14 protein-coding genes and 2 pseudogenes are annotated in these 18,731 nt (G+C 65.1%); 10 read left to right on the top strand and 6 right to left on the bottom strand.

Annotated features, from left to right (window positions below):
• Positions 1-15 precede the first annotated feature (15 nt).
• From zwf to AX672_RS17040, 4 genes are all read right to left on the bottom strand, one after another.
• Positions 16-1,476, bottom strand: coding sequence for a glucose-6-phosphate dehydrogenase (gene zwf / locus AX672_RS17055; RefSeq protein ID WP_066653587.1), 1,461 nt, complete (start codon positions 1,474-1,476; stop codon positions 16-18).
• The gene (gene argC, locus AX672_RS17050) at positions 1,473-2,402 is read right to left on the bottom strand and encodes an N-acetyl-gamma-glutamyl-phosphate reductase (RefSeq protein ID WP_066653584.1); all 930 of its coding nucleotides are present in this window, start codon (positions 2,400-2,402) and stop codon (positions 1,473-1,475) included. Before argC ends, zwf begins: the two co-directional genes overlap by 4 nt.
• Complete coding sequence (locus tag AX672_RS19140) at positions 2,399-2,587, bottom strand: hypothetical protein (protein WP_231731418.1); 189 nt, start codon at positions 2,585-2,587, stop codon at positions 2,399-2,401. Before AX672_RS19140 ends, argC begins: the two co-directional genes overlap by 4 nt.
• 130 nt (positions 2,588-2,717) lie before the next feature.
• Positions 2,718-3,038 (bottom strand): MarR family transcriptional regulator, encoded by a 321-nt coding sequence (locus AX672_RS17040; protein WP_066653709.1) that lies wholly within the window; start codon positions 3,036-3,038, stop codon positions 2,718-2,720.
• Between the two features lie 275 nt (positions 3,039-3,313).
• Between AX672_RS17040 and secG the strand changes: the two genes are divergently transcribed.
• Complete coding sequence (secG, locus tag AX672_RS17035; protein WP_082730625.1) at positions 3,314-3,751, top strand: preprotein translocase subunit SecG; 438 nt, start codon at positions 3,314-3,316, stop codon at positions 3,749-3,751.
• A 94-nt stretch (positions 3,752-3,845) separates the two neighbouring features.
• Positions 3,846-5,480 (top strand): CTP synthase, encoded by a 1,635-nt coding sequence (locus AX672_RS17030; protein ID WP_066653581.1) that lies wholly within the window; start codon positions 3,846-3,848, stop codon positions 5,478-5,480.
• Between the two features lie 86 nt (positions 5,481-5,566).
• Here the strand turns inward: AX672_RS17030 and AX672_RS17025 are convergent, their stop codons facing one another.
• Positions 5,567-6,034, bottom strand: a complete 468-nt coding sequence (locus AX672_RS17025; protein ID WP_066653579.1) for an Hsp20 family protein — start codon at positions 6,032-6,034, stop codon at positions 5,567-5,569.
• A 243-nt stretch (positions 6,035-6,277) separates the two neighbouring features.
• Here AX672_RS17025 and AX672_RS17020 point away from each other — a divergent pair, with 243 nt between their 5' ends.
• The 8 genes and pseudogenes from AX672_RS17020 (at position 6,278) to AX672_RS16985 (ending at position 18,020) form a co-directional block, all read left to right on the top strand.
• Positions 6,278-8,683 (top strand): TonB-dependent receptor, encoded by a 2,406-nt coding sequence (locus AX672_RS17020; protein ID WP_066653707.1) that lies wholly within the window; start codon positions 6,278-6,280, stop codon positions 8,681-8,683.
• A gap of 435 nt (positions 8,684-9,118) precedes the next feature.
• Positions 9,119-10,369, top strand: a complete 1,251-nt coding sequence (locus AX672_RS17015) for a lipoprotein-releasing ABC transporter permease subunit (RefSeq protein WP_066653577.1) — start codon at positions 9,119-9,121, stop codon at positions 10,367-10,369.
• Complete coding sequence (locus tag AX672_RS17010; protein WP_082730623.1) at positions 10,362-11,090, top strand: ABC transporter ATP-binding protein; 729 nt, start codon at positions 10,362-10,364, stop codon at positions 11,088-11,090. Before AX672_RS17015 ends, AX672_RS17010 begins: the two co-directional genes overlap by 8 nt.
• On the top strand, positions 11,087-11,677 hold the full coding sequence (locus AX672_RS17005; protein WP_372587587.1) for a GNAT family N-acetyltransferase: 591 nt from the start codon (positions 11,087-11,089) through the stop codon (positions 11,675-11,677). Before AX672_RS17010 ends, AX672_RS17005 begins: the two co-directional genes overlap by 4 nt.
• Positions 11,678-11,687: 10 nt before the next feature.
• Positions 11,688-12,167: a glutathione peroxidase gene (locus AX672_RS17000; RefSeq protein ID WP_066653575.1), complete on the top strand. Its 480-nt coding sequence runs from the start codon at positions 11,688-11,690 to the stop codon at positions 12,165-12,167.
• Positions 12,167-12,826: pseudogene (locus AX672_RS16995) on the top strand (TMEM175 family protein). The gene AX672_RS17000 and the pseudogene AX672_RS16995 overlap by 1 nt, the downstream one beginning before the upstream one ends.
• A 38-nt stretch (positions 12,827-12,864) precedes the next feature.
• Positions 12,865-16,380, top strand: a complete 3,516-nt coding sequence (gene dnaE, locus AX672_RS16990) for a DNA polymerase III subunit alpha (RefSeq protein ID WP_066653569.1) — start codon at positions 12,865-12,867, stop codon at positions 16,378-16,380.
• A 38-nt stretch (positions 16,381-16,418) separates the two neighbouring features.
• Positions 16,419-18,020 (top strand): long-chain fatty acid--CoA ligase, encoded by a 1,602-nt coding sequence (locus AX672_RS16985; protein WP_231731416.1) that lies wholly within the window; start codon positions 16,419-16,421, stop codon positions 18,018-18,020.
• On the opposite strand, the pseudogene AX672_RS16980 reads toward AX672_RS16985, so the two are convergent.
• A pseudogene (locus AX672_RS16980) lies at positions 18,017-18,679 on the bottom strand (radical SAM protein); the annotation flags it as partial. The gene AX672_RS16985 and the pseudogene AX672_RS16980 overlap by 4 nt on opposite strands.
• Between the last annotated feature and the right edge of the window lie 52 nt (positions 18,680-18,731).

Here is an 18,731-nt window from a genome sequence, read left to right as displayed (position 1 = left end):
GAGGGCTAGATCAAATCACTCGTCGTGCCACGTCACGCCGTCGCGCTCGGTAAGCGCGATAGCCGCCGATGGCCCCCAGCTGCCCGCCGTATAGGGCTTGGGCTTCATGCCGTTGGCTTCCCAGCCGCGGCGGATCTGGTCGATCCAGGTCCATTGCGCCTCGACCTCGTCGCGACGGACGAACAGCGTCGGGTCGCCGTCGATCAGGTCGAGCAGCAAACGCTCATAGGCGATGCGGCGCCTTGTGCCGGCAAATTCGGTGTCGAGCGACAGGTCGAGCGGCACTTCGCGCAACCGCACGCCCTCACGGTCGAGCCCCGGCTCCTTCGCCATCACCAGCAACCGGACATATTCCTCGGGCTGGAGGCGGATGACGAGCGCGTTGGGCTGAAGCTTGCCGCCGCGTTCGGCGAAGATCGAATGCGGCACTGGCTTGAACTGGACAACGATTTCGGACTGGCGCGCGGGCAGCCTTTTGCCGGTGCGCATGTAGAAGGGCACGCCCTGCCAGCGCCAATTGTCGACATGTGCCTTTAGCGCCACGAAGGTTTCGGTGGGGGAGGGTTTGCCGAGTTCGTCGGCATAACCGCGTACGGCTTCGCCCTTGACGGCGCCCGCGACATATTGGCCGGTAACCGTCAGTTGCGGCGCATCGCTTTCCTCGATCGGGCGCAGCGAGCGCAGCACCTTGACCTTTTCGTCGCGGATCGCGGTGCCGTCGAAGCGGGCAGGGGGCTCCATGGCGATCAGCGCGAGCAATTGCAGCATGTGGTTCTGCACCATGTCGCGCAGCGCGCCCGAGCTTTCGTAATAGCCCGCGCGGCCTTCGAGCCCTACGGTTTCCGACACGGTTATCTGGACATGGTCGATGCCGCGCGCGCTCCAGACCGGCTCGAACAGCGTGTTGCCGAACCGCAGGGCAAGGATGTTCTGGACGGTTTCCTTGCCGAGATAATGGTCGATGCGGAAGGTGCGGTCCTCGGGGAAGACTTCGGCTACCGCATCGTTGATCTCGCGGCTGGTGGCGAGATCGGTGCCGAGCGGCTTTTCGAGGCCGATCCGCACCCCGTCACAGGCAAGCCCAGCGGCATCGAGCCCGGCAATCGTCGGGCGGAACAGCGATGGCGCGGTCGACAGGAAGATCGCCAGACCCTGGTCGCAGCTGCCGACCTTCTCCGCGAGTGCGCCGAAGCCTTCTTGGCTCGACGCGTCGAGCGGCTGGTAGCTCAACCGCTCAAGGAAACTGCCGATCTGTGCGTCCTGCTTGCGATCAGCAGGCAGGAAAGTGTCGAGCGCTTCGGCCGCGAAGGCCCGATAGCTGGCGTCGTCATGCTCGGATCGCGCGGTGCCGGTGATGGTGAGGCCAGCCGGCAACAGGCCATCGCTGTGGAGGCCATAGAGCGACGGCAACAGCATCCGCTGTGCCAGATCGCCGGTCGCGCCGAACAGCAGCAGTTTGCCTGCCGGGCGGTTCATAGGATCAGCCCCGCCGTCGGATCGAGTCCAGCCATGATGTTGAGATTCTGCACCGCCGCGCCGCCTGCGCCTTTGCCGAGATTGTCGAGTGTTGCGACCAGCCGCGCCTGACCGGTCGCAGCATCGCCGCCCACATGCAGCGTCATGCGGTCGGTACCGGCATCGTCCTCGATCCGGATCAACCGCGCGCCCTGCTCGGCGACGCGGATCACGGCGCTGGCGGCATAAGCCTCGACCAGCGTGTTGCGGAGCGTCTCGATCGCAGGTCGGCGCGGCAGCGCGTGCAGCGCGAGCGGCACCTCGACGATCATCCCGCGATAGGTCCGCGTGACACTCGGGGTAAAGATCGGCGGATGCTCGATGCGCGCGTGCTTCTGCATTTCGGGCACATGCTTGTGATCGAGATCGAGCGCATAGGCGCGGTAGGCGGTTGCCTCATCGCCGCTTTCGAAATCGGCAATCATGGCTTTGCCGCCGCCCGAATAGCCCGAGACGGCATTGACACTGAACAGCCAGTCGGGCGGCACCAGCCCTGCCCGCACCAGCGGGCGCACCAGCGCGAGAAAGCCGGTGGGGTAGCAACCTGGATTGGCGACGAAGCGCGCCGCTGCGATCGCATCGGCCTGGCCGGGATCGAGTTCGGCGAAGCCATAGCTCCAGTCCGCTGCGGTGCGGTGTGCGGTCGACGCGTCGATCACGCGCGTCTCAGGATTCGTGATCATCGCCACTGCTTCGCGAGCAGCATCGTCGGGCAAGCAGAGAATGACGAAATCGGCGGCGTTGAGCGCCTCGGCCCGGGCCGCAGGGTCTTTGCGCGCAGCGTCATCCAGCGTCACGACGGCGAGGTCGGTCCGACCGCTCAAGCGCTCGCGGATTTCCAGCCCGGTCGTCCCGGCAGCGCCATCGATGAAAACGCGCATTGTCAATCGATTTCGCCCAGACTGACTAGCGCGCCTTGCGCGACATAACCGACCCGACCGAGCCGCGGCACGACGCCCCACACCTGGCCGCGTTCGAAATCCAGCGCTTCGAACAGATCGCCGACGGCGAGCATGGCAATCAACGGCGCGTCCTCCATCGGCCCCGACCGGAACGGCGCAGGTGTCGCCACCGACATAGCCAAGGGCGCGGCATAATGGGGAGCGAATACGTATTCGGCGAGGCGGATGTCGGCGAGATCGCGCCGGACGGCCTGAGTTTCGGTGTCGAGCGGGCGGCGTGGCCCGGTAAGCGCAAAACTCCTACGCAGGGACCCGGGCGGCGTCGACGCCGGATCCCGATCCGAGAAATTGGCCGAATTCTTCAAGGAAATTTGCCCCCTCGACGGTGCGCGCGACGTAAATGTTACGCTTGTCGTTGTCGTCGCGCTCGCGCCGCAGATAGCCGAGCGACCCGAGCCTGTTCAAGGCGCGTGTCACCACCGGCTTCGAAACCCCCAGATTGCGCGCCAGCCCGCGCACCGTATGCGGCCCGGCTTGGAGATAGACAATCAGCATCAGCGCCATCTGCCGGTTGGTGAGATCAGGCTCGCCCGACCTGACATAATCGACCAGCGCGCCCATCCAACGCGACAGCGGCTGTTCGGTCGAAAGGTCGATATGGGTTCCGTGCATGGCCAAGATCACAATATATGAGAGACAGGTGAAACGACTAACGCACGGAAGCCAAAGTGGTTTCCTCGCTTTTCAGCCAACCGGCGACAGATGGTCGGCACGGTGCGGCAGCGCATCCGCGCCGGGTTCGGTGCGATGCGAGCTGTGCCAAGGTTGATCGGGCAGGCTGGCTCGCCTATGTGCCCGTCTTCATCCCGTCATCTGGAATACGCACCCAAGCCATGCTGTTTACATTTCTGTTCGTCGTTCAGGCGCTCGTTGCGGCCGGACTTGTTGGCGTCATTTTGATGCAGAAGTCCGAAGGCGGTGGGCTCGGCATGGGTGGCAGCCCCTCGGGGCTGATGTCGGCGCGGGGTGCGGCCGATTTCCTGACCCGGACCACGTCGATTCTGGCGACGGCCTTTGTGGTGCTTGCGATTGCGCTCGCGGTGCTGGCGGCAACGCGCCAGACGCAGCGGGTGACGGCAACCGCGCCGACACCTGCCGCGCCGGCCACCGCGCCCGGCGCGCCGTCGCCGCTGGGCGGGGTTGGGGCATCGCCGCTCGGCGATCAGAAGACCGCCGCGCAGGTCGCCGCCGAAGCCGAAGCCAATGCCAAGCAACCCGCCGCCAATGCGGCAGCGCCTGCGACCGGCAACAGCAGCACGCCGATCGAGCGCTGAACCGGCTTGCTTCCTGCGCCGAAAAGTTTTTCGCGGCGCCGGTAGATTCGCGCGCTTGCCCCGGTGGCGGTTTCGCCGCTAGGCGTTTCCTCCCATGACGCGGTTCATCTTCATCACCGGCGGCGTGGTCTCCTCGCTTGGCAAGGGTCTTATGGCAGCGAGCCTCGCGGCTTTACTGCAAGCGCGCGGCTATCGCGTGCGGATTCGCAAGTTCGATCCGTATCTCAATGTCGATCCGGGGACGATGTCACCGTATCAGCACGGCGAAGTCTATGTGACCGACGACGGCGCCGAGACCGATCTCGACCTTGGCCATTATGAACGCTTCACCGGCGTGCCGAGCCGCCAGTCCGACAATGTGACGTCGGGCCGCATTTATCAGACAATCATCAATCGCGAGCGGCGCGGCGATTATCTGGGCGCGACGGTGCAGGTGATTCCGCACGTCACCGATGCGATCAAGGCGTTCGCGGTGGCCGACACCGATGATGTCGATTTCGTGCTGTGCGAGATCGGCGGCACTGTCGGCGACATTGAATCGCTTCCCTTCATCGAAGCGATTCGCCAGCTCCGCAATGATCTGGGTCGCGCGCGCTCGGTCTTCATTCACGTGACCTTGGTCCCCTATATCGCCGCCGCCGGCGAGCTGAAGACCAAGCCGACACAGCATAGCGTGCGCGAGTTGACCGCGCTCGGCATCCAGCCCGATGTGCTCGTTTGCCGCGCCGAGCGCCCGCTGCCGGCGAGCGATCGCGCCAAGATCGCGCTGTTCTGCAACGTGCCGGTCGAGGCCGTGATTCCTGCGCTCGACGCACCGTCAATCTATGGCGTTCCGTTGCAATATCATGCCGAGGGGCTCGACCACGCCGTGCTCAATGCCTTCATGATCGATGCAGGCGGCGCGCCGGACCTGTCGCGCTGGTCAGACATCATGGAGCGGCTAGGCAACCCCGAAGGCGAAGTCACCGTCGGGGTGGTCGGCAAATATGTCGGGCTGCCCGACGCCTATAAGTCATTGAACGAAGCGCTGGTGCATGGCGGCATCGCCAACCGCGTCAAGGTCAACATCCAGTGGATCGACGCCGAACTGTTCGAAGCCCCCGACAGCGACATCACCGCCAAGCTCGAGCCGCTGCACGCAATTCTCGTCCCCGGCGCGTTCGGCGAGCGCGGGGCGGAAGGGAAGATCGCCAGCGTTCGCTTTGCACGCGAGCGGCAGGTGCCGTTCTTCGGCATCTGCTTCGGGATGCAGATGGCGTGCATTGAAGGGATGCGGAACCTCGCCGATGTGCCCGAGGCGTCGTCGACCGAGTTCGGGCCGACGTCCGAGCCGGTGGTCGGCATGATCACCGAATGGATGTCGGCAGCGGGTCTGCAGAAGCGCGCAGCAGGCGGCGACTTGGGCGGCACTATGCGGCTCGGCGCCTATCCGGCGACGCTGACCGGCAACAGCGTGGTCGCGTCGATTTACGGCGCCAGCGAGATCAGCGAACGCCACCGCCACCGCTTCGAAGTCAACACCGCCTATCGCGATCGGCTGGAGGCGGGCGGGCTGGTGTTTTCGGGCATGTCGCCCGACGGCACGCTCCCCGAAATCGTCGAGCGGCCCGACCATCCGTGGTTCGTCGGCGTGCAGTACCACCCCGAGCTGAAATCGAAACCGTTCGATCCGCACCCGCTGTTCAAGAGCTTCATCGAAGCGGCGGTGCGGCAGAGCCGGCTCGTCTAAACCCTTGGCCGCGGCACGATAAAATTATCGAAACGGGCGCCCGGTCTGCACCGGACGCCCGCCATCATGTCACCACCAGAACGGTGTTACGCCGCCACTGCCTCGATCGCCGGCGCCGGGGTGGGGGCCGGGCCGGTCTGGATCGCGATAGTCTTCGGCTTCATCGCTTCGGGGACTTCGCGGATCAGGTCGATGGTCAGCAGGCCGTCGGCGAGCCGGGCTTCCTCGACGCGGACGAAATCGGCGAGTTCGAAGCGGCGCTCGAAGCTGCGCGCGGCAATGCCGAGATGGAGGAACGCGCCGGTGTTGGCGGTCTCGTCCTTCTTGCCTTTCACCAGCAGCAGGTTCTGCTGGGCGACAATCTCGATCTCGCTCTGCGCGAAGCCCGCCACCGCAATGGTGATGCGATAGTGGTTGTCGGCGATCTTTTCGAGATTGAAGGGCGGGTAATTCTCGCTCTGCTGCGCCTGGCGGGCGCTCGCTTCGAGCATGTCGAACAGCCGGTCGAAGCCGATGGCCGAGCGGCGATAAGGGGTCAAATCGAACTGACGCATTTCAAATCCTCCAATGAGCAAAATGAACGTTGCTTGCTGGCGCCCACCCGGGTGCGACGCCATCGACACGGCCCGATCGGCACCGTGTCGCCGCTGATTTGGGGCGTTCCGGCGCTGGGTCAAGAGGCGGATTGGCAGAAATTCGTGGGGCTAAAGTTCCGCTTTTGCGGGTGAAAGATCATGTCCCGGTGAAATCAGACTGATTAAGTGGGCATTCTAAGGCGGCTCGATATGGAGACCGACATGCTCGCTGCGCTGCCGCTGTTGTTGCTTGCCCAGACCACGCCCGTTGCACCACCGCCGCAGGACCCGCCGCCCGCCGACGAAGGCAAGCTCGGCACTGCGCAACAGGGCGGTGGTGAAGTCGTCGTCACCGCGCGGCGCCGGAACGAAAGCGTCCAGCGCGTGCCGATCGCGATTTCGGTGATCGGCGGCGAAGCAATCGCCGAGACAGGCACCTACAACGTCAACCGGCTGACCCAGTTGCAGCCGAGCTTGCAATTCTATTCGACCAATCCGCGCAATTCGGCGGCGAACATCCGCGGCATCGGTGCGCCGTTCGGCCTTACCAACGACGGGATCGAACAGGGCGTCGGCATCTATGTCGATCAGGTCTATTATGCCCGCATCGCCTCGGCGACGTTCGATTTCACCGATGTCGACCGGATCGAAATCCTGCGCGGGCCGCAGGGCACGCTCTATGGTAAGAACACCACTTCGGGCGCGATCAACATCGTCACCCGCAAGCCCAGCTTCACGCCCGAAGCGCGGATCGAGCTGACCGGGGGCAATTACGATTTCTTTCAGGGCAAGGCGTCGGTGTCGGGGCCGATCATTGCCGACAAGCTCGCGATCCGGCTGTCGACCTCGGTCACCTCGCGCGCGGGCACGGTCTACAATGTCCGCAACGGCGAGCGGCAGAACAGCCAGGACAATGCGAGCTTTCGCGGGCAATTGTTCTGGCAGGCGACTCCCGAAGTCGATCTGACGCTTTACGGCGATTACAACCGCCAAGACCCGCGGTGCTGCGTCCAATATTATGCGCGCACCGGCGCGACGCAGCGGCCGCTCAACCGCCAATATGCGGCGCTCGCCGCCGCGCAGGGTTATGCGGTGCCCTCGACCAATGCCTTCGACCGGCTGACCGACCTCGACACGCCCATCCGCGCCCGGCAGGAACTCGGCGGCGCATCGCTGGTGACCAACGTCAATCTCGGCGGCGCGACGATCACTTCAGTGACGGCATGGCGCTTCTGGGACTGGCAGCCGTCGAACGACCGCGACTTCATCGGCCTGCCGATCACGACCGTCTCGGCAAACCCGTCGCAGCAGCACCAGTTCAGTCAGGAGCTGCGGATTGCATCGAACGGGGCGCGGCGGCTCGATTATGTGTTCGGCGCCTTCTATTTCTACCAGTCGATCGACACGCAGGGCTTGCAGGTGCAGGGACCTGCAGCGAGTGCATTCCTGCTCAACCCGACGAGCGCGGGCGGGCGCAATCCGGCGACGCTGAACGGCCTCACGTCGCGCAACACGATCGGCTTCACCAACGACAGCGCGGCGCTGTTCGGCAAGCTGACGTGGCACATCACCGACAAGTTCCAGATCGCCCCCGGCTTGCGGGTTAATTACGATCTGAAGAACGGTTCCTATGTCGCGGTGGTTACGAACGGCGCCGGGAGCACCATGCTGACCGCCGACCAGCGCGGGGTGCTGGCACCGCAGCGCTACGTGCCCCGGTTCAGCGACTGGAATGTCTCGGGCGACATCACTGCGTCGTACCAGTTCACGCCGCTGGTGTTCGGCTATGCGACTTATGCCCGCAGTTACAAGTCGGGCGGGATCAACCTGTCGGGGCTGCCGCTCGATGCCAGTAACAATCCGATTCTGGCGGCGGCGACTGTCAAGCCGGAACAGGTCACCCATTATGAACTGGGTTTAAAGACTCAGTTGTTCGATCGTCGCGCGACCGTGAACATCTCGGCTTTCTGGACCGAGATCAGCGACTATCAGGCTACCGTTACCAACGGCCAGCTCGGCGTGCTGCGCGGCTATCTCGCCAATGCTGGGCTGGTGCGGACACGCGGGGTCGAGGTCGATGCGGCGTTCCGCCCAACCTCCCGGCTCAATGTCTATGCGAACGGCGCCTATACCGACGCCCGCTATGTGCGTTTCGTCGATGCGCCGTGTCCGCCCGAACTGTCCGGCGGTAGCGCTCCCGCCGCCGGACAGACCCCGAGCGCGCCGGGAACGCCGGGCGGGATCAGCCCCGCCAATTGCGACATCTCGGGCCAGGAATTGCCGGGGGTTTCGAAATGGGCGTTTTCCTATGGCGCCGAATATGATTTGCCGGTGCGATGGGGCGGCGTCAGTGGCACTTTCTATCTGGGTTATGATGGCAGTTACCGGTCACGCTTTTCGGCCAATCCATCGCCATCACTCTACACCTATGTCGACGGCTATGCGCTCAGCAATTTCCGGTTGGGGTATAAGACCGGCAACCGCTGGAACCTGTTTGCCTGGGTCCGCAACGCCTTTGACGAGGATTATTACGAACTGCTGGCGCTGCAATCGGGGAGCACAGGACTGATCGTGGGGCAGCCGGGCGATCCGCGGACCTATGGCCTGACGGTATCGACGCGATTCTGAGCGGAGCGGGGTTGGGCTGGACGTCGGCGGAGCCGCCGTCGGCCGGGTCGGCGGTGCCGCCCGCCGTCCGTTCGGGTCGATGCGCCGGGGCGCACCGCGCTGCGCCTTCGACCCGAAAACGGCAAACGCCCGGATCGGATGCCGACCCGGGCGCCTGCGTGACGATTGCTCGTCAGCCTCCTTTGTGAACGTCTTTCGCCGATCGGTCCCTCAACCGGCGAAAAGCTCCCCGAACCACGGCCAATTGCCTGCGTTTCAGTGCCCAAACTGCTAGGCACGACCGCCGCGCTTGTCATCGGTAAATCGGGCCTTAGGGGCACGATTGCCGCAACGCTGTGGCCTATTGGCAACAGCCGTGCCGCCAGTTGCCAGCCTTGCGGCGCGGCCCTAGAGGTCGCGCGGTTACCCACGGCGGGGGCCGGACAAAGGACGTTCATGTTCCTATCGCGATACGAACGCATGATTGCCCAGCGTTATCTGCTGCCGGGCAAGGGCGAGGCCTTCATCTTTCTGGTCGCCGGCATCAGCCTTGCCGCCGTCATGCTCGGGGTGGCGGCACTCGTCATCGTCATGAGCGTGATGAACGGCTTCCGTGCCGAATTGTTCGACAAGATCGTGGGGCTTAACGGCCATGCGGTGGTGCAGGGCTATGGCGGGCAGTTGCGCGACTGGCGCAGCGTGCTGGCCGAAGCGCGCAAGACGCCGGGAATCACCAGCGCGACGCCGCTGATCGAACAGCCGATGATGTCGACCTTCAACGGCCGCGTCGAAGCCGTGCAGATGCGCGGGATGCGGGTCGAGGACATCCGAACCAACAAGACGATCGGCGACAAGGTGCTGAGTGGCTCGCTCGCCAGCCTGACGCCCGGCTCCGGGCGGATCGCGATCGGCTCGCGGCTCGCGGAATCGCTCGGCGCGCAGGTCGGCAGCCAGATTTCACTGCTCAACCCCGCCGGTCAGACGACGCCGTTCGGCACGGTCCCGCGGATCGTGAGCTATACCGTGGGCGCGGTGTTCGAGATCGGCGTCTATGATTTCGACAAAACCTATGTGCTGATGCCGCTGCCCGACGCGCAGACGCTGTTGCTGCAGGGCGATACCGTCGGGATGATCGAGCTGCAAACGACTGATGCCGACCGCGTGCGCTCGATCCTCGCGCCGCTCGCCGCCAAGGTCGGCACGGGGGCGGCGATTTCGGACTGGCGCGAGATGAATGCACAGCTGTTCGAAGCACTTGAGGTCGAGCGCGTGGCGATGTTCACGGTGCTGTCGATCATCATATTGGTCGCGGTGTTCAACATCCTATCGTCGCTGATCATGCTGGTGCGCGCCAAGACCCGCGACATCGCCATCCTGCGGACGATGGGCGCGACGCGTGGCGGGCTGCTGCGGATATTCATGACGGTGGGCACGGTGATCGGCGTCCTGGGCATGATCGCCGGACTCGTGCTCGGGTTCGTGTTCCTGCATTTCCGTCAAAATGTTGTCGATTTCGTGCAGGTGGTGACGGGGCAGAATCTGTGGGACCCGCAGATCCGTTTCCTGACCGAGCTGCCGTCCAAGCCCAATCCGGTCGAGATCGTCGTCATCGCGGCGATGGCGCTGGTCTTCTCGTTCCTCGCGACGCTGTATCCGGCGTTCAAGGCGGCGAATACCGATCCGGTGCAGGTGTTGCGCTATGAGTGATGCAAGCTCAGCCGCGCACGGCCAATCCGGTTTTGCCGGGTCCGACGGCGTGGTGCCGGTGCTCGCGATCGAAGGGCTGACGCGCAGTTTCACGCAGGGCGGCGCGACCGTCGAGGTGCTGCGGGGCGTCGACCTCAACATCACGCGCGGCGAAATCGTCGGACTGCTGGGGCCGTCGGGGTCGGGCAAGTCGACGCTGTTGCAGGCGGTCGGGTTGCTCGAAGGCGGGTTCGGCGGGTCGATCCGCATCGACGGGCGCGAGGCGGGGCGGCTCGACAGCCATGGCCGCACGCTGATCCGGCGCGATTATCTGGGCTTCGTCTATCAGTTCCACCACTTGCTGCCCGATTTCAATGCGATCGAGAATGTCGTGCTGCCCCTGCTGATCGCCGGAGCAACCCGCGCCGAGGCCGAAGCACGCGCGAGCGAGCTGCTCGCCGCGCTCGGGCTCGAACACCGCTTGACGCACCGCCCGAGCCAGTTGTCGGGCGGCGAGCAGCAGCGGGTCGCGGTCGCGCGCGCGCTTGCCAATCAACCCGCGCTGGTGTTGGCGGACGAGCCGACCGGCAATCTCGACGAAGCCACTGCCGACAAAGTGTTCGACGAACTGCTGCGACTGGTGCGCGAACAAGGCAGTTCGGCACTGATCGCGACGCATAATGAACGGCTCGCGCACCGCATGGACCGCGTCGCGCGGCTGCACGAGGGGCGGCTGGTGTGAGCTGGACCGAGACGCCGACACTTGTCGGGCGGCATGTCATGCTGCGGCCACTCGTGGCGGCGGATGCGCCTGCGCTCGGCGCGGCTGCTGCCGATGGCGATCTGACCGAGCTGTTCTTCGCCAATGTAATGACCTTCACCGATCCGGAAGCGGCGGTCGCGGCGATGCTGACCGAGCGCGACTATGGCCGCGCGATGCCCTTCGCGGTCGAGACGCCAGCGGGCGCGGTGGTCGGTTGCACGCGGCTGATGCGGATGAGCCGCCAGCACCGCCGCGTCGAGATCGGCGGCACCTTCTACGCAAGGTCGGTCCAGCGCTCGGGCGTCAATACCGAGGCGAAGCTGCTGCTGCTCACCCACGCCTTCGAAGTGATGGGCTGCAATGTCGTGCAGATCCGCACCGACTGGTTCAACAAACGCAGCCAAACGGCGATCGAACGGCTGGGCGCCAAGCGCGACGGTGTGCTGCGCAGTCACCAGCAGATGCCCGACGGACGGTTGCGCGACCTTGTCGTTTATTCGATCATCGCTGCGGAGTGGCCGGGGGTGCGGCAGAATCTGCGCTATCTGCTGGCGCGGCACGATTGAGGGAGCAAAGATGGGGGCGATCACCGATTTCACCGTCAAGGATGCAGGCGGGGCGCCCGTCGACCTGTCGGCCTATGCCGGGCAAGTGCTGCTGATCGTCAACACTGCCTCCAAATGCGGGTTCACGCCGCAATATGAGGGGCTTGAGGCGCTCTACCGCAAGTTCAAGGATCGCGGTTTCGCGGTGCTGGCATTCCCGTGCAATCAGTTCGGCGCGCAGGAGCCCGGCGACGCGGCCGAGATCGCGCAATTTTGCACCGTCAACTATGACGTCACTTTCCCGGTGTTCGCCAAGGTCGAGGTCAATGGCGCGGGCGCCGATCCGCTCTATCAGACGCTCAGGAAAGCGGCGCCGGGGCTGATGGGTACCACCTCGATCAAGTGGAACTTCACCAAATTTCTGGTCGATCGCGCGGGCAAGGTCGTGCGCCGTTATGCGCCCAATGACACGCCGGCGAGCCTGGAGGCCGCGATCGAGGCGCTGCTCTGATGCCCGAAGTCGAATCGCTCGCGCAGCAGGAGCCGCTGGAAGCGCATATCCGGCGCCACAATTACGACCGGCTGCTGATGCTGTCGGATGGCGTGTTCGCGATCGCCACGACCCTGGCGGCAATCGAGATCAAGCTACCGCACGGCGAAACGCTGGGCGCAATGCTGTAGTCCGGTCGGACTCAGCTGATCGCCTATCTGCTCAGCTTTGCACTGACGGCAGTGTTCTGGATCCAGCACCGCGACATGTTCGCGCGGCTGAAGCGTGTCGACCAGCCGCTGACCGTCCTGACGCTGGCATTGTTATGCCTGGTCGCGGCGATTCCGTCGGCGATCCACGTCGTCTATGCAGAAGGTGGGACCGGCGCGCCGTTCCGCTATTACGCGCTGCTGATGGGCATCATCGGCCTGATCAGCTTTGCAATGTGGGCCTATGTGCTCGCGCGGCCGGGGCTGTTGGACCCCGCGGTGCCGGCCGCTTTCCGGCTGAGGCGACTGGTGACCACAGGAATGGTGCCGCTGATCCTGTTTCCGGCGCTTGTGGTGCCGGTGGATCGGCTCGGCCTTGTCGTCTTGCCGATTGCGCTTGTGGCGCTGTTGCTGCGCCGCTGGCTGGTGCCGTGGATTACGGCGCGCCATCCACAGCTATTTACCGGCTGAGCCTTCCATCGCGCGGCGTCGGGCATCATAACCATTGCATGCCTCATTCCGGTTTCGTGCCCCTGCGCATTTTTTCCAGCTACACGATGCTCGACGGCGCAATCGAGCCGAAGGCGATTGCCAAGCGCGCGCAGGAACTGGGATTTCCCGCCGCCGCGCTGACCGACCGCAACGGGCTGTACGCCGCCATGGCCTTTTCGGAAGCCGCGCGCGGGAACGGGGTGCAGCCGATCATCGGCGCAATGCTCGGCGTCGCGCGGCCCGATTTGCCCGAGGGCGTGGCGCCGGTGCTCGACTGGCTCGCGCTCTATGCCCAGGACGAGGACGGTTATCAAAATCTGTGCGCGCTGGTGTCGCAGGCGCATCTGACCCGCCCGGTCGAACTGGCGCCGCATGTGCCGCTGGCGGCGCTCGGCGGGCGGACCGAAGGGTTGATCGCGCTGACCGCAGGGCGTGAGGGTGGCCTCGCGCGGCTGTTCGCCGAGGGGCAAGGCGACCGCGCGCATGCCTACGCCGAAGCATTGCAAGCCCTGTTCCCGGATCGGCTGTACGTCGAGCTGACCCGCCGCCTCGACGAGATCGAGGGCGCCGCCGAGCCGGCACTGCTCGACCTCGCTTATGACCGCGGCCTGCCGATCGTCGCGACCAATCCCTGCTGCTTCGCCGAGGCGCAGTTTGGCGAAGCGCATGATGCGATGCTGTGCATTGCCAGCTCGAGCTATCTGGCGAGCGAGGACCGCCCGCGCAGCTCGCCCGATGCGTGGATGAAGCCCGCCAAGGAAATGCGGCTGCTGTTCGCCGATCTGCCCGAGGCGATCGACAACACGCTGGTCGTTGCGCAGCGCTGCGCCGTGGCGGCGCCCAAGCGAAAGCCGATCCTGCCCAGCCTGGCGGGCGATCCCGATGCCGAAGCCGAAGCGCTGCGCGCGGCGGCGCGGGCAGGGTTGGAGAAACGGCTGGCAAAGATTGCGGTGCTCGGCAATCTCCCTCTCCCCCAAGGGGGAGAGGGCTCTCAAGCGGACGACTGGGCCGCACCATATCGCGCCAGGCTCGAATTCGAGCTCGACGTCATCATCTCGATGAAGTTCCCCGGCTATTTCCTGATCGTCGCCGATTTCATCCAATGGGCGAAGGAACAGGGCATTCCGGTGGGGCCGGGGCGCGGGTCGGGTGCGGGGTCGGTCGTTGCCTGGGCGCTGACGATCACCGATCTCGATCCGATCCGGCTCGGTTTGCTGTTCGAACGCTTCCTCAATCCCGAACGCGTGTCGATGCCCGACTTCGACATCGATTTCTGCGAAACGCGGCGCGAGGAAGTGATCCGCTATGTCCAGCAGAAATACGGTCGCGACCATGTCGCGCAGATCATCACTTTCGGACGGCTGAAGGCACGCGCGGTGCTGAAGGACACCGGGCGCGTGCTGCAGATGAGCTATGGCCAGGTCGACCGGCTGGCGAAGCTTGTTCCCAACCATCCGACCGATCCGTGGACGCTCGATCGCGCGCTCAACGGGGTGAGCGAGCTCGCCAGCGAGTATAAGGGCGATCCGCAGGTGCGGCATCTGCTCGACCTCGCGATGAAGCTGGAGGGGCTGCCGCGTCATTCATCGACCCATGCCGCCGGCGTGGTGATCGGTGACCGCCCGCTCGACCAGCTTGTGCCGCTCTACCGCGATCCGCGGTCGGACATGCCAGTCACGCAGTTCGACATGAAATATGTCGAAGGCGCGGGGCTGGTGAAATTCGACTTTCTGGGCCTGAAGACGCTGTCGGTGCTCCAAAAGGCCGTCGACATGCTGGCAAAGCGCGGGATTGCGGTCGATCTCGATGCGCTGCCGTGGGATGAAGAAGGCGTCTACAAGCTGCTCCAGCGCGGCGATACGGTTGGCGTGTTCCAGCTCGAATCCGAAGGTATGCGCCGCACGCTTTCCGCCGTGCGCCCGTCGAACTTCGGCGACATCATCGCGCTTGTCTCGCTCTACCGGCCGGGGCCGATGGACAATATCCCGAGCTTCGGCCGCCGCAAGAATGGCAGCGAGCCGATCACCTATCCGCACCCGCTGCTCGAGGGCATTCTCGCCGAAACCTACGGGATCTTCGTCTATCAGGAACAGGTGATGCAGGCCGCGCAGATCCTGGCGGGCTATTCGCTTGGCGGCGCCGATCTGCTGCGGCGCGCGATGGGCAAGAAGATCAAGGCGGAGATGGACGCCCAGCGCGAAATCTTCGTCAAGGGCTGCGCGACCGCCAACAACATCCCGGCGGGCAAGGCCAATGAGCTATTCGACTTGATCGACAAATTCGCCGGCTATGGCTTCAACAAATCGCACGCCGCCGCCTATGCGTTGCTCGCCTACCAGACCGCTTGGCTGAAGGCCCATCATCCGCACGAATTCTTTGCTGCATCGATGTGCTTCGACATGACGCTGACCGACAAGCTCGGCGTGTTTGTCGACGACATGCGGCGGCTAGGGGTGAAGGCACTGCCGCCGTGCATCAACGCCAGCGCCGCCGAATTTGCGGTCGAGGCGACGGCTGACGGGCTGGCGGTGCGCTATGCGCTGGCCGCGCTCAAGTCGGTAGGCGAGGGCGCGATGGAGCGGTTGGTGGCCGAGCGTGAAGCGAACGGCCCGTTCGGCTCGCTTGACGATCTCGCGCGCAGGGTCGATCCGCGGTTGCTGAACAAAAGGCAGCTCGAAACATTGGCGGCGGCGGGCGCTTTTGACGCGATCGACCCGAACCGGGCGGGCATTTTCGCGACCGCCGAAACGATCCTTGCGGTTGCGGCGCGGCTGAACGACCAGCGCGCAAGCGGGCAGCAGGGTCTGTTCGGCGAGGCCGAGGTCGCGGGCGACTCGATCAAGCTGCCGCAATCGGCGCGCTGGAGCATCGCCGACCGGATGGCGCAGGAAAAGGAAGCGTTCGGCTTCTATTTCTCGGCGCACCCGGTCGATCGCTTCCGGATGCTCGCGCGGCATGCGACGCCCTTTGCCGAACTCGGTGGGATCGACATCCCATCCGGCGGGCGGGCGCGCGCGACGATGGCGGTGTTGGTCGAGGATGCCAAATGGCGCACCTCGGCGCGCGGCAAGCGCTATATGATGGCGACGCTCTCCGACGCGAGCGGGCAGTTCGTTGCGACCTGTTTCGACGATGGCGTGACGAGCGATCTCGAGGCCGCAGCGCAGAAAGGCGCCTGTGGCCTTGCCGAGGTCGAGCTCGACCGCCGCGAGGGCGAGGAAGCGCCGCGCGTGACGGTGAAGCGGCTCCAGACGTTCGACGCGCTGGCGGTCGGTGCCCGAATGGTGCTGGAAGTGACAGCCGACACCCCCGAGGCTGTCGATGCGCTCGCAGGGCTGTTGAGCGATGCACGCGGCGGACGCGGCGAAGTGATGCTCGGTGCGGCGCTGAACGATGGCGGCACGGCGTGGCTGGTGCTCGGGCGCGACTTCCTGCTCGATGCCGAGCTTGCGAGCCGCATCGACGGCGTGCAGGGTGTGCGCAACGTGACGCTGCGCCCCGCCGAGGGACGACGGCTCGCGCTGGTGGGGTGAGGCCGGGCAAACCGGCCCTGACAAAGAGGATGCTGGTGATGCTGGGCGATACGAACCTGGGCGGGATGCAGGATTTCGAGCTGCGGGTGCCGCGGCTGATCGATCATGCCGCGCGCGAACATGGCCGCCGCGAGATCGTGACTTATTGGGCCGACGGCACCGAGACGCGAACCGACTGGGCCGGCATCGCGCGCGACGCGAAGAAGCTGGCACAAGCGCTCGAGAAGCTGGGGATGAAGCCCGGCGACCGGATCGCGACGCTGGCGATGAACCACGCCAAGCATCTGGCGGCCTGGTATGGCGCGATCGGGATGGGCGGGGTGATCCACACGATCAACCCGCGGCTGTTCGACGAGCAACTCGTCTATATCGCCAACCACGCCGACGACCGCGTGCTGTTCTACGACAAGGCTTTCCAGCCGATCATCGACCGACTGCGCGGGCAATGGACGACGATCGAGCATTATGTCTGCTTCGACAATGGCGACTATGACGCGCTGATCGCGGCCGAGGACGGCGATTACACCTGGGTCGAAGGACCCGAGCGGGCGCCGTGCATGCTCTGCTATACCAGCGGCACGACGGGCAATCCCAAGGGCGTGCTCTACGAACACCGCTCGACCGTGATCCACGCAATGACCGGAATCGCGCCGTCGGTGCTCAACGTGTCGAGCCTGGCGGTCATCCTGCCGGTGGTGCCGATGTTCCATGCGGCGTCCTGGGGCCTGCCCTTTGCGGGGGCGATTGCGGGGGCGAAGTTTGTCTACGCACAGGTCAATGATCCGGCGGTGCTGTGTCGGCTGATGAATCAGGAAAAGGTAACGCATTCGGCCGGGGTGCCGACGGTTTGGCTCGCGATGTTCCAGCATATCGACGCGACCGGTGAAGCGCCGCAATATCTCCAGCAGGTGACGATCGGCGGATCGGCCGCGCCGCGCGCGATGATCGCGCGGATCATGGGCATGGGCGCCGAGGTCAAGCATCTGTGGGGCATGACCGAAACCTCGCCGATCGGCACCGCCGGCAGCAAGCCCGCGCACTGGGACGAGATGACCGAGGATGAAAAGCTCGATCTCATCTCCAAGCAGGGGCAGATCCCGTTCGGCGTCGAGCTGCGGATCGTCGATGACGAAGGGAATGTGCTGCCGCGCGACGGCGTCAGTTCGGGGCGACTCCAGATTCGTGGGCCTTGGGTGGTGAAGCGCTATTTCAAGGCCGAAGCCGATGCGATTGATGCCGATGGCTGGTTCGACACCGGCGACGTTTCGGTGCTGCATCCCGACGGCACGATGCAGATCACCGATCGTGCCAAGGATGTTATCAAGTCGGGCGGCGAGTGGATTTCGTCGGTCGATCTGGAAAATGCCGCCTGTGGTGCGCCAGGGGTGGCGGAAGCGGCGGCGATCGACGTCCACCACCCCAAGTGGGACGAACGCCCGCTGCTGCTGGTCGTCAAGAAGCCCGGCGCCGATCCGACACCGGCCGAAATCAACGCGCATCTGGCGCAGCATGTCGCCAAATGGTGGCTGCCCGACGAAATCCTGTTCGTCGACTCGCTGCCGCACACCGCGACGGGCAAGCTCCTCAAGACGGCGCTGCGCGAGCAATATCGCAACTACCGGCTGGCGAGCGCGGCCTAGAACAACTCGCCCTGCGGTCCGGCGGGCGGGCGGAACAGGTCGGTGCGCACGCTCATCCGTTCCCTGTTGAGGCCGTGTTTGCGGCAGGCGAGGTGGAAGCGCGTGCGCAGCAGATCGGCCCACGGGCCTTGGCCGCGAAAGCGCGTGTGGAAATTGGGGTCGTTATCGCGGCCGCCGCGGATCTCGCGGATGATGCCCATCACCTTGGCGGCGCGATCGGGGAAATGTTCGTCGAGCCACGCACGAAATAAGGGCGCCACTTCATGCGGGAGACGCACCGGCAGGAAGAAGGCGCCGCGCGCGCCCACCGCTGCCGCCCGCGCGAGAATATGCTCGATCTCGTGATCGGTGATCGCGGGAATGACGGGCGATATCGATACATAGGTCGGGACGCCCGCGGCGCCCAGCGCCGTGACCGCCGCCAGCCGCTTTTCGGGATGCGGTGCGCGCGGTTCGACCGTCATTGCGACTTTCGGGTCCAGCGACGTGACCGACACGGCGACGGCGGCGAGCCCCTTGGCGGCCATCGGCGCGAGGATGTCGAGATCGCGCAGCACCCGGTCGGACTTGGTGGTGATCGTGATCGGATGGTCGCACGCCGCCAGCACCTCGAGGCAGGCGCGCGTGATCCGCCAGTCGCGCTCGATTGGCTGATAGGGGGCCGGTGAGAGAATGTTCGAAAACGTACGCTAAGCATCCCGACCGTTCCGA

The sequence above is a fragment of the Sphingomonas sp. CCH10-B3 genome (assembly GCF_001556185.1).
GTDB lineage: Bacteria > Pseudomonadota > Alphaproteobacteria > Sphingomonadales > Sphingomonadaceae > Sphingomonas > Sphingomonas aquatica.
This window is presented reverse-complemented; position numbering and strand designations above follow the sequence as displayed.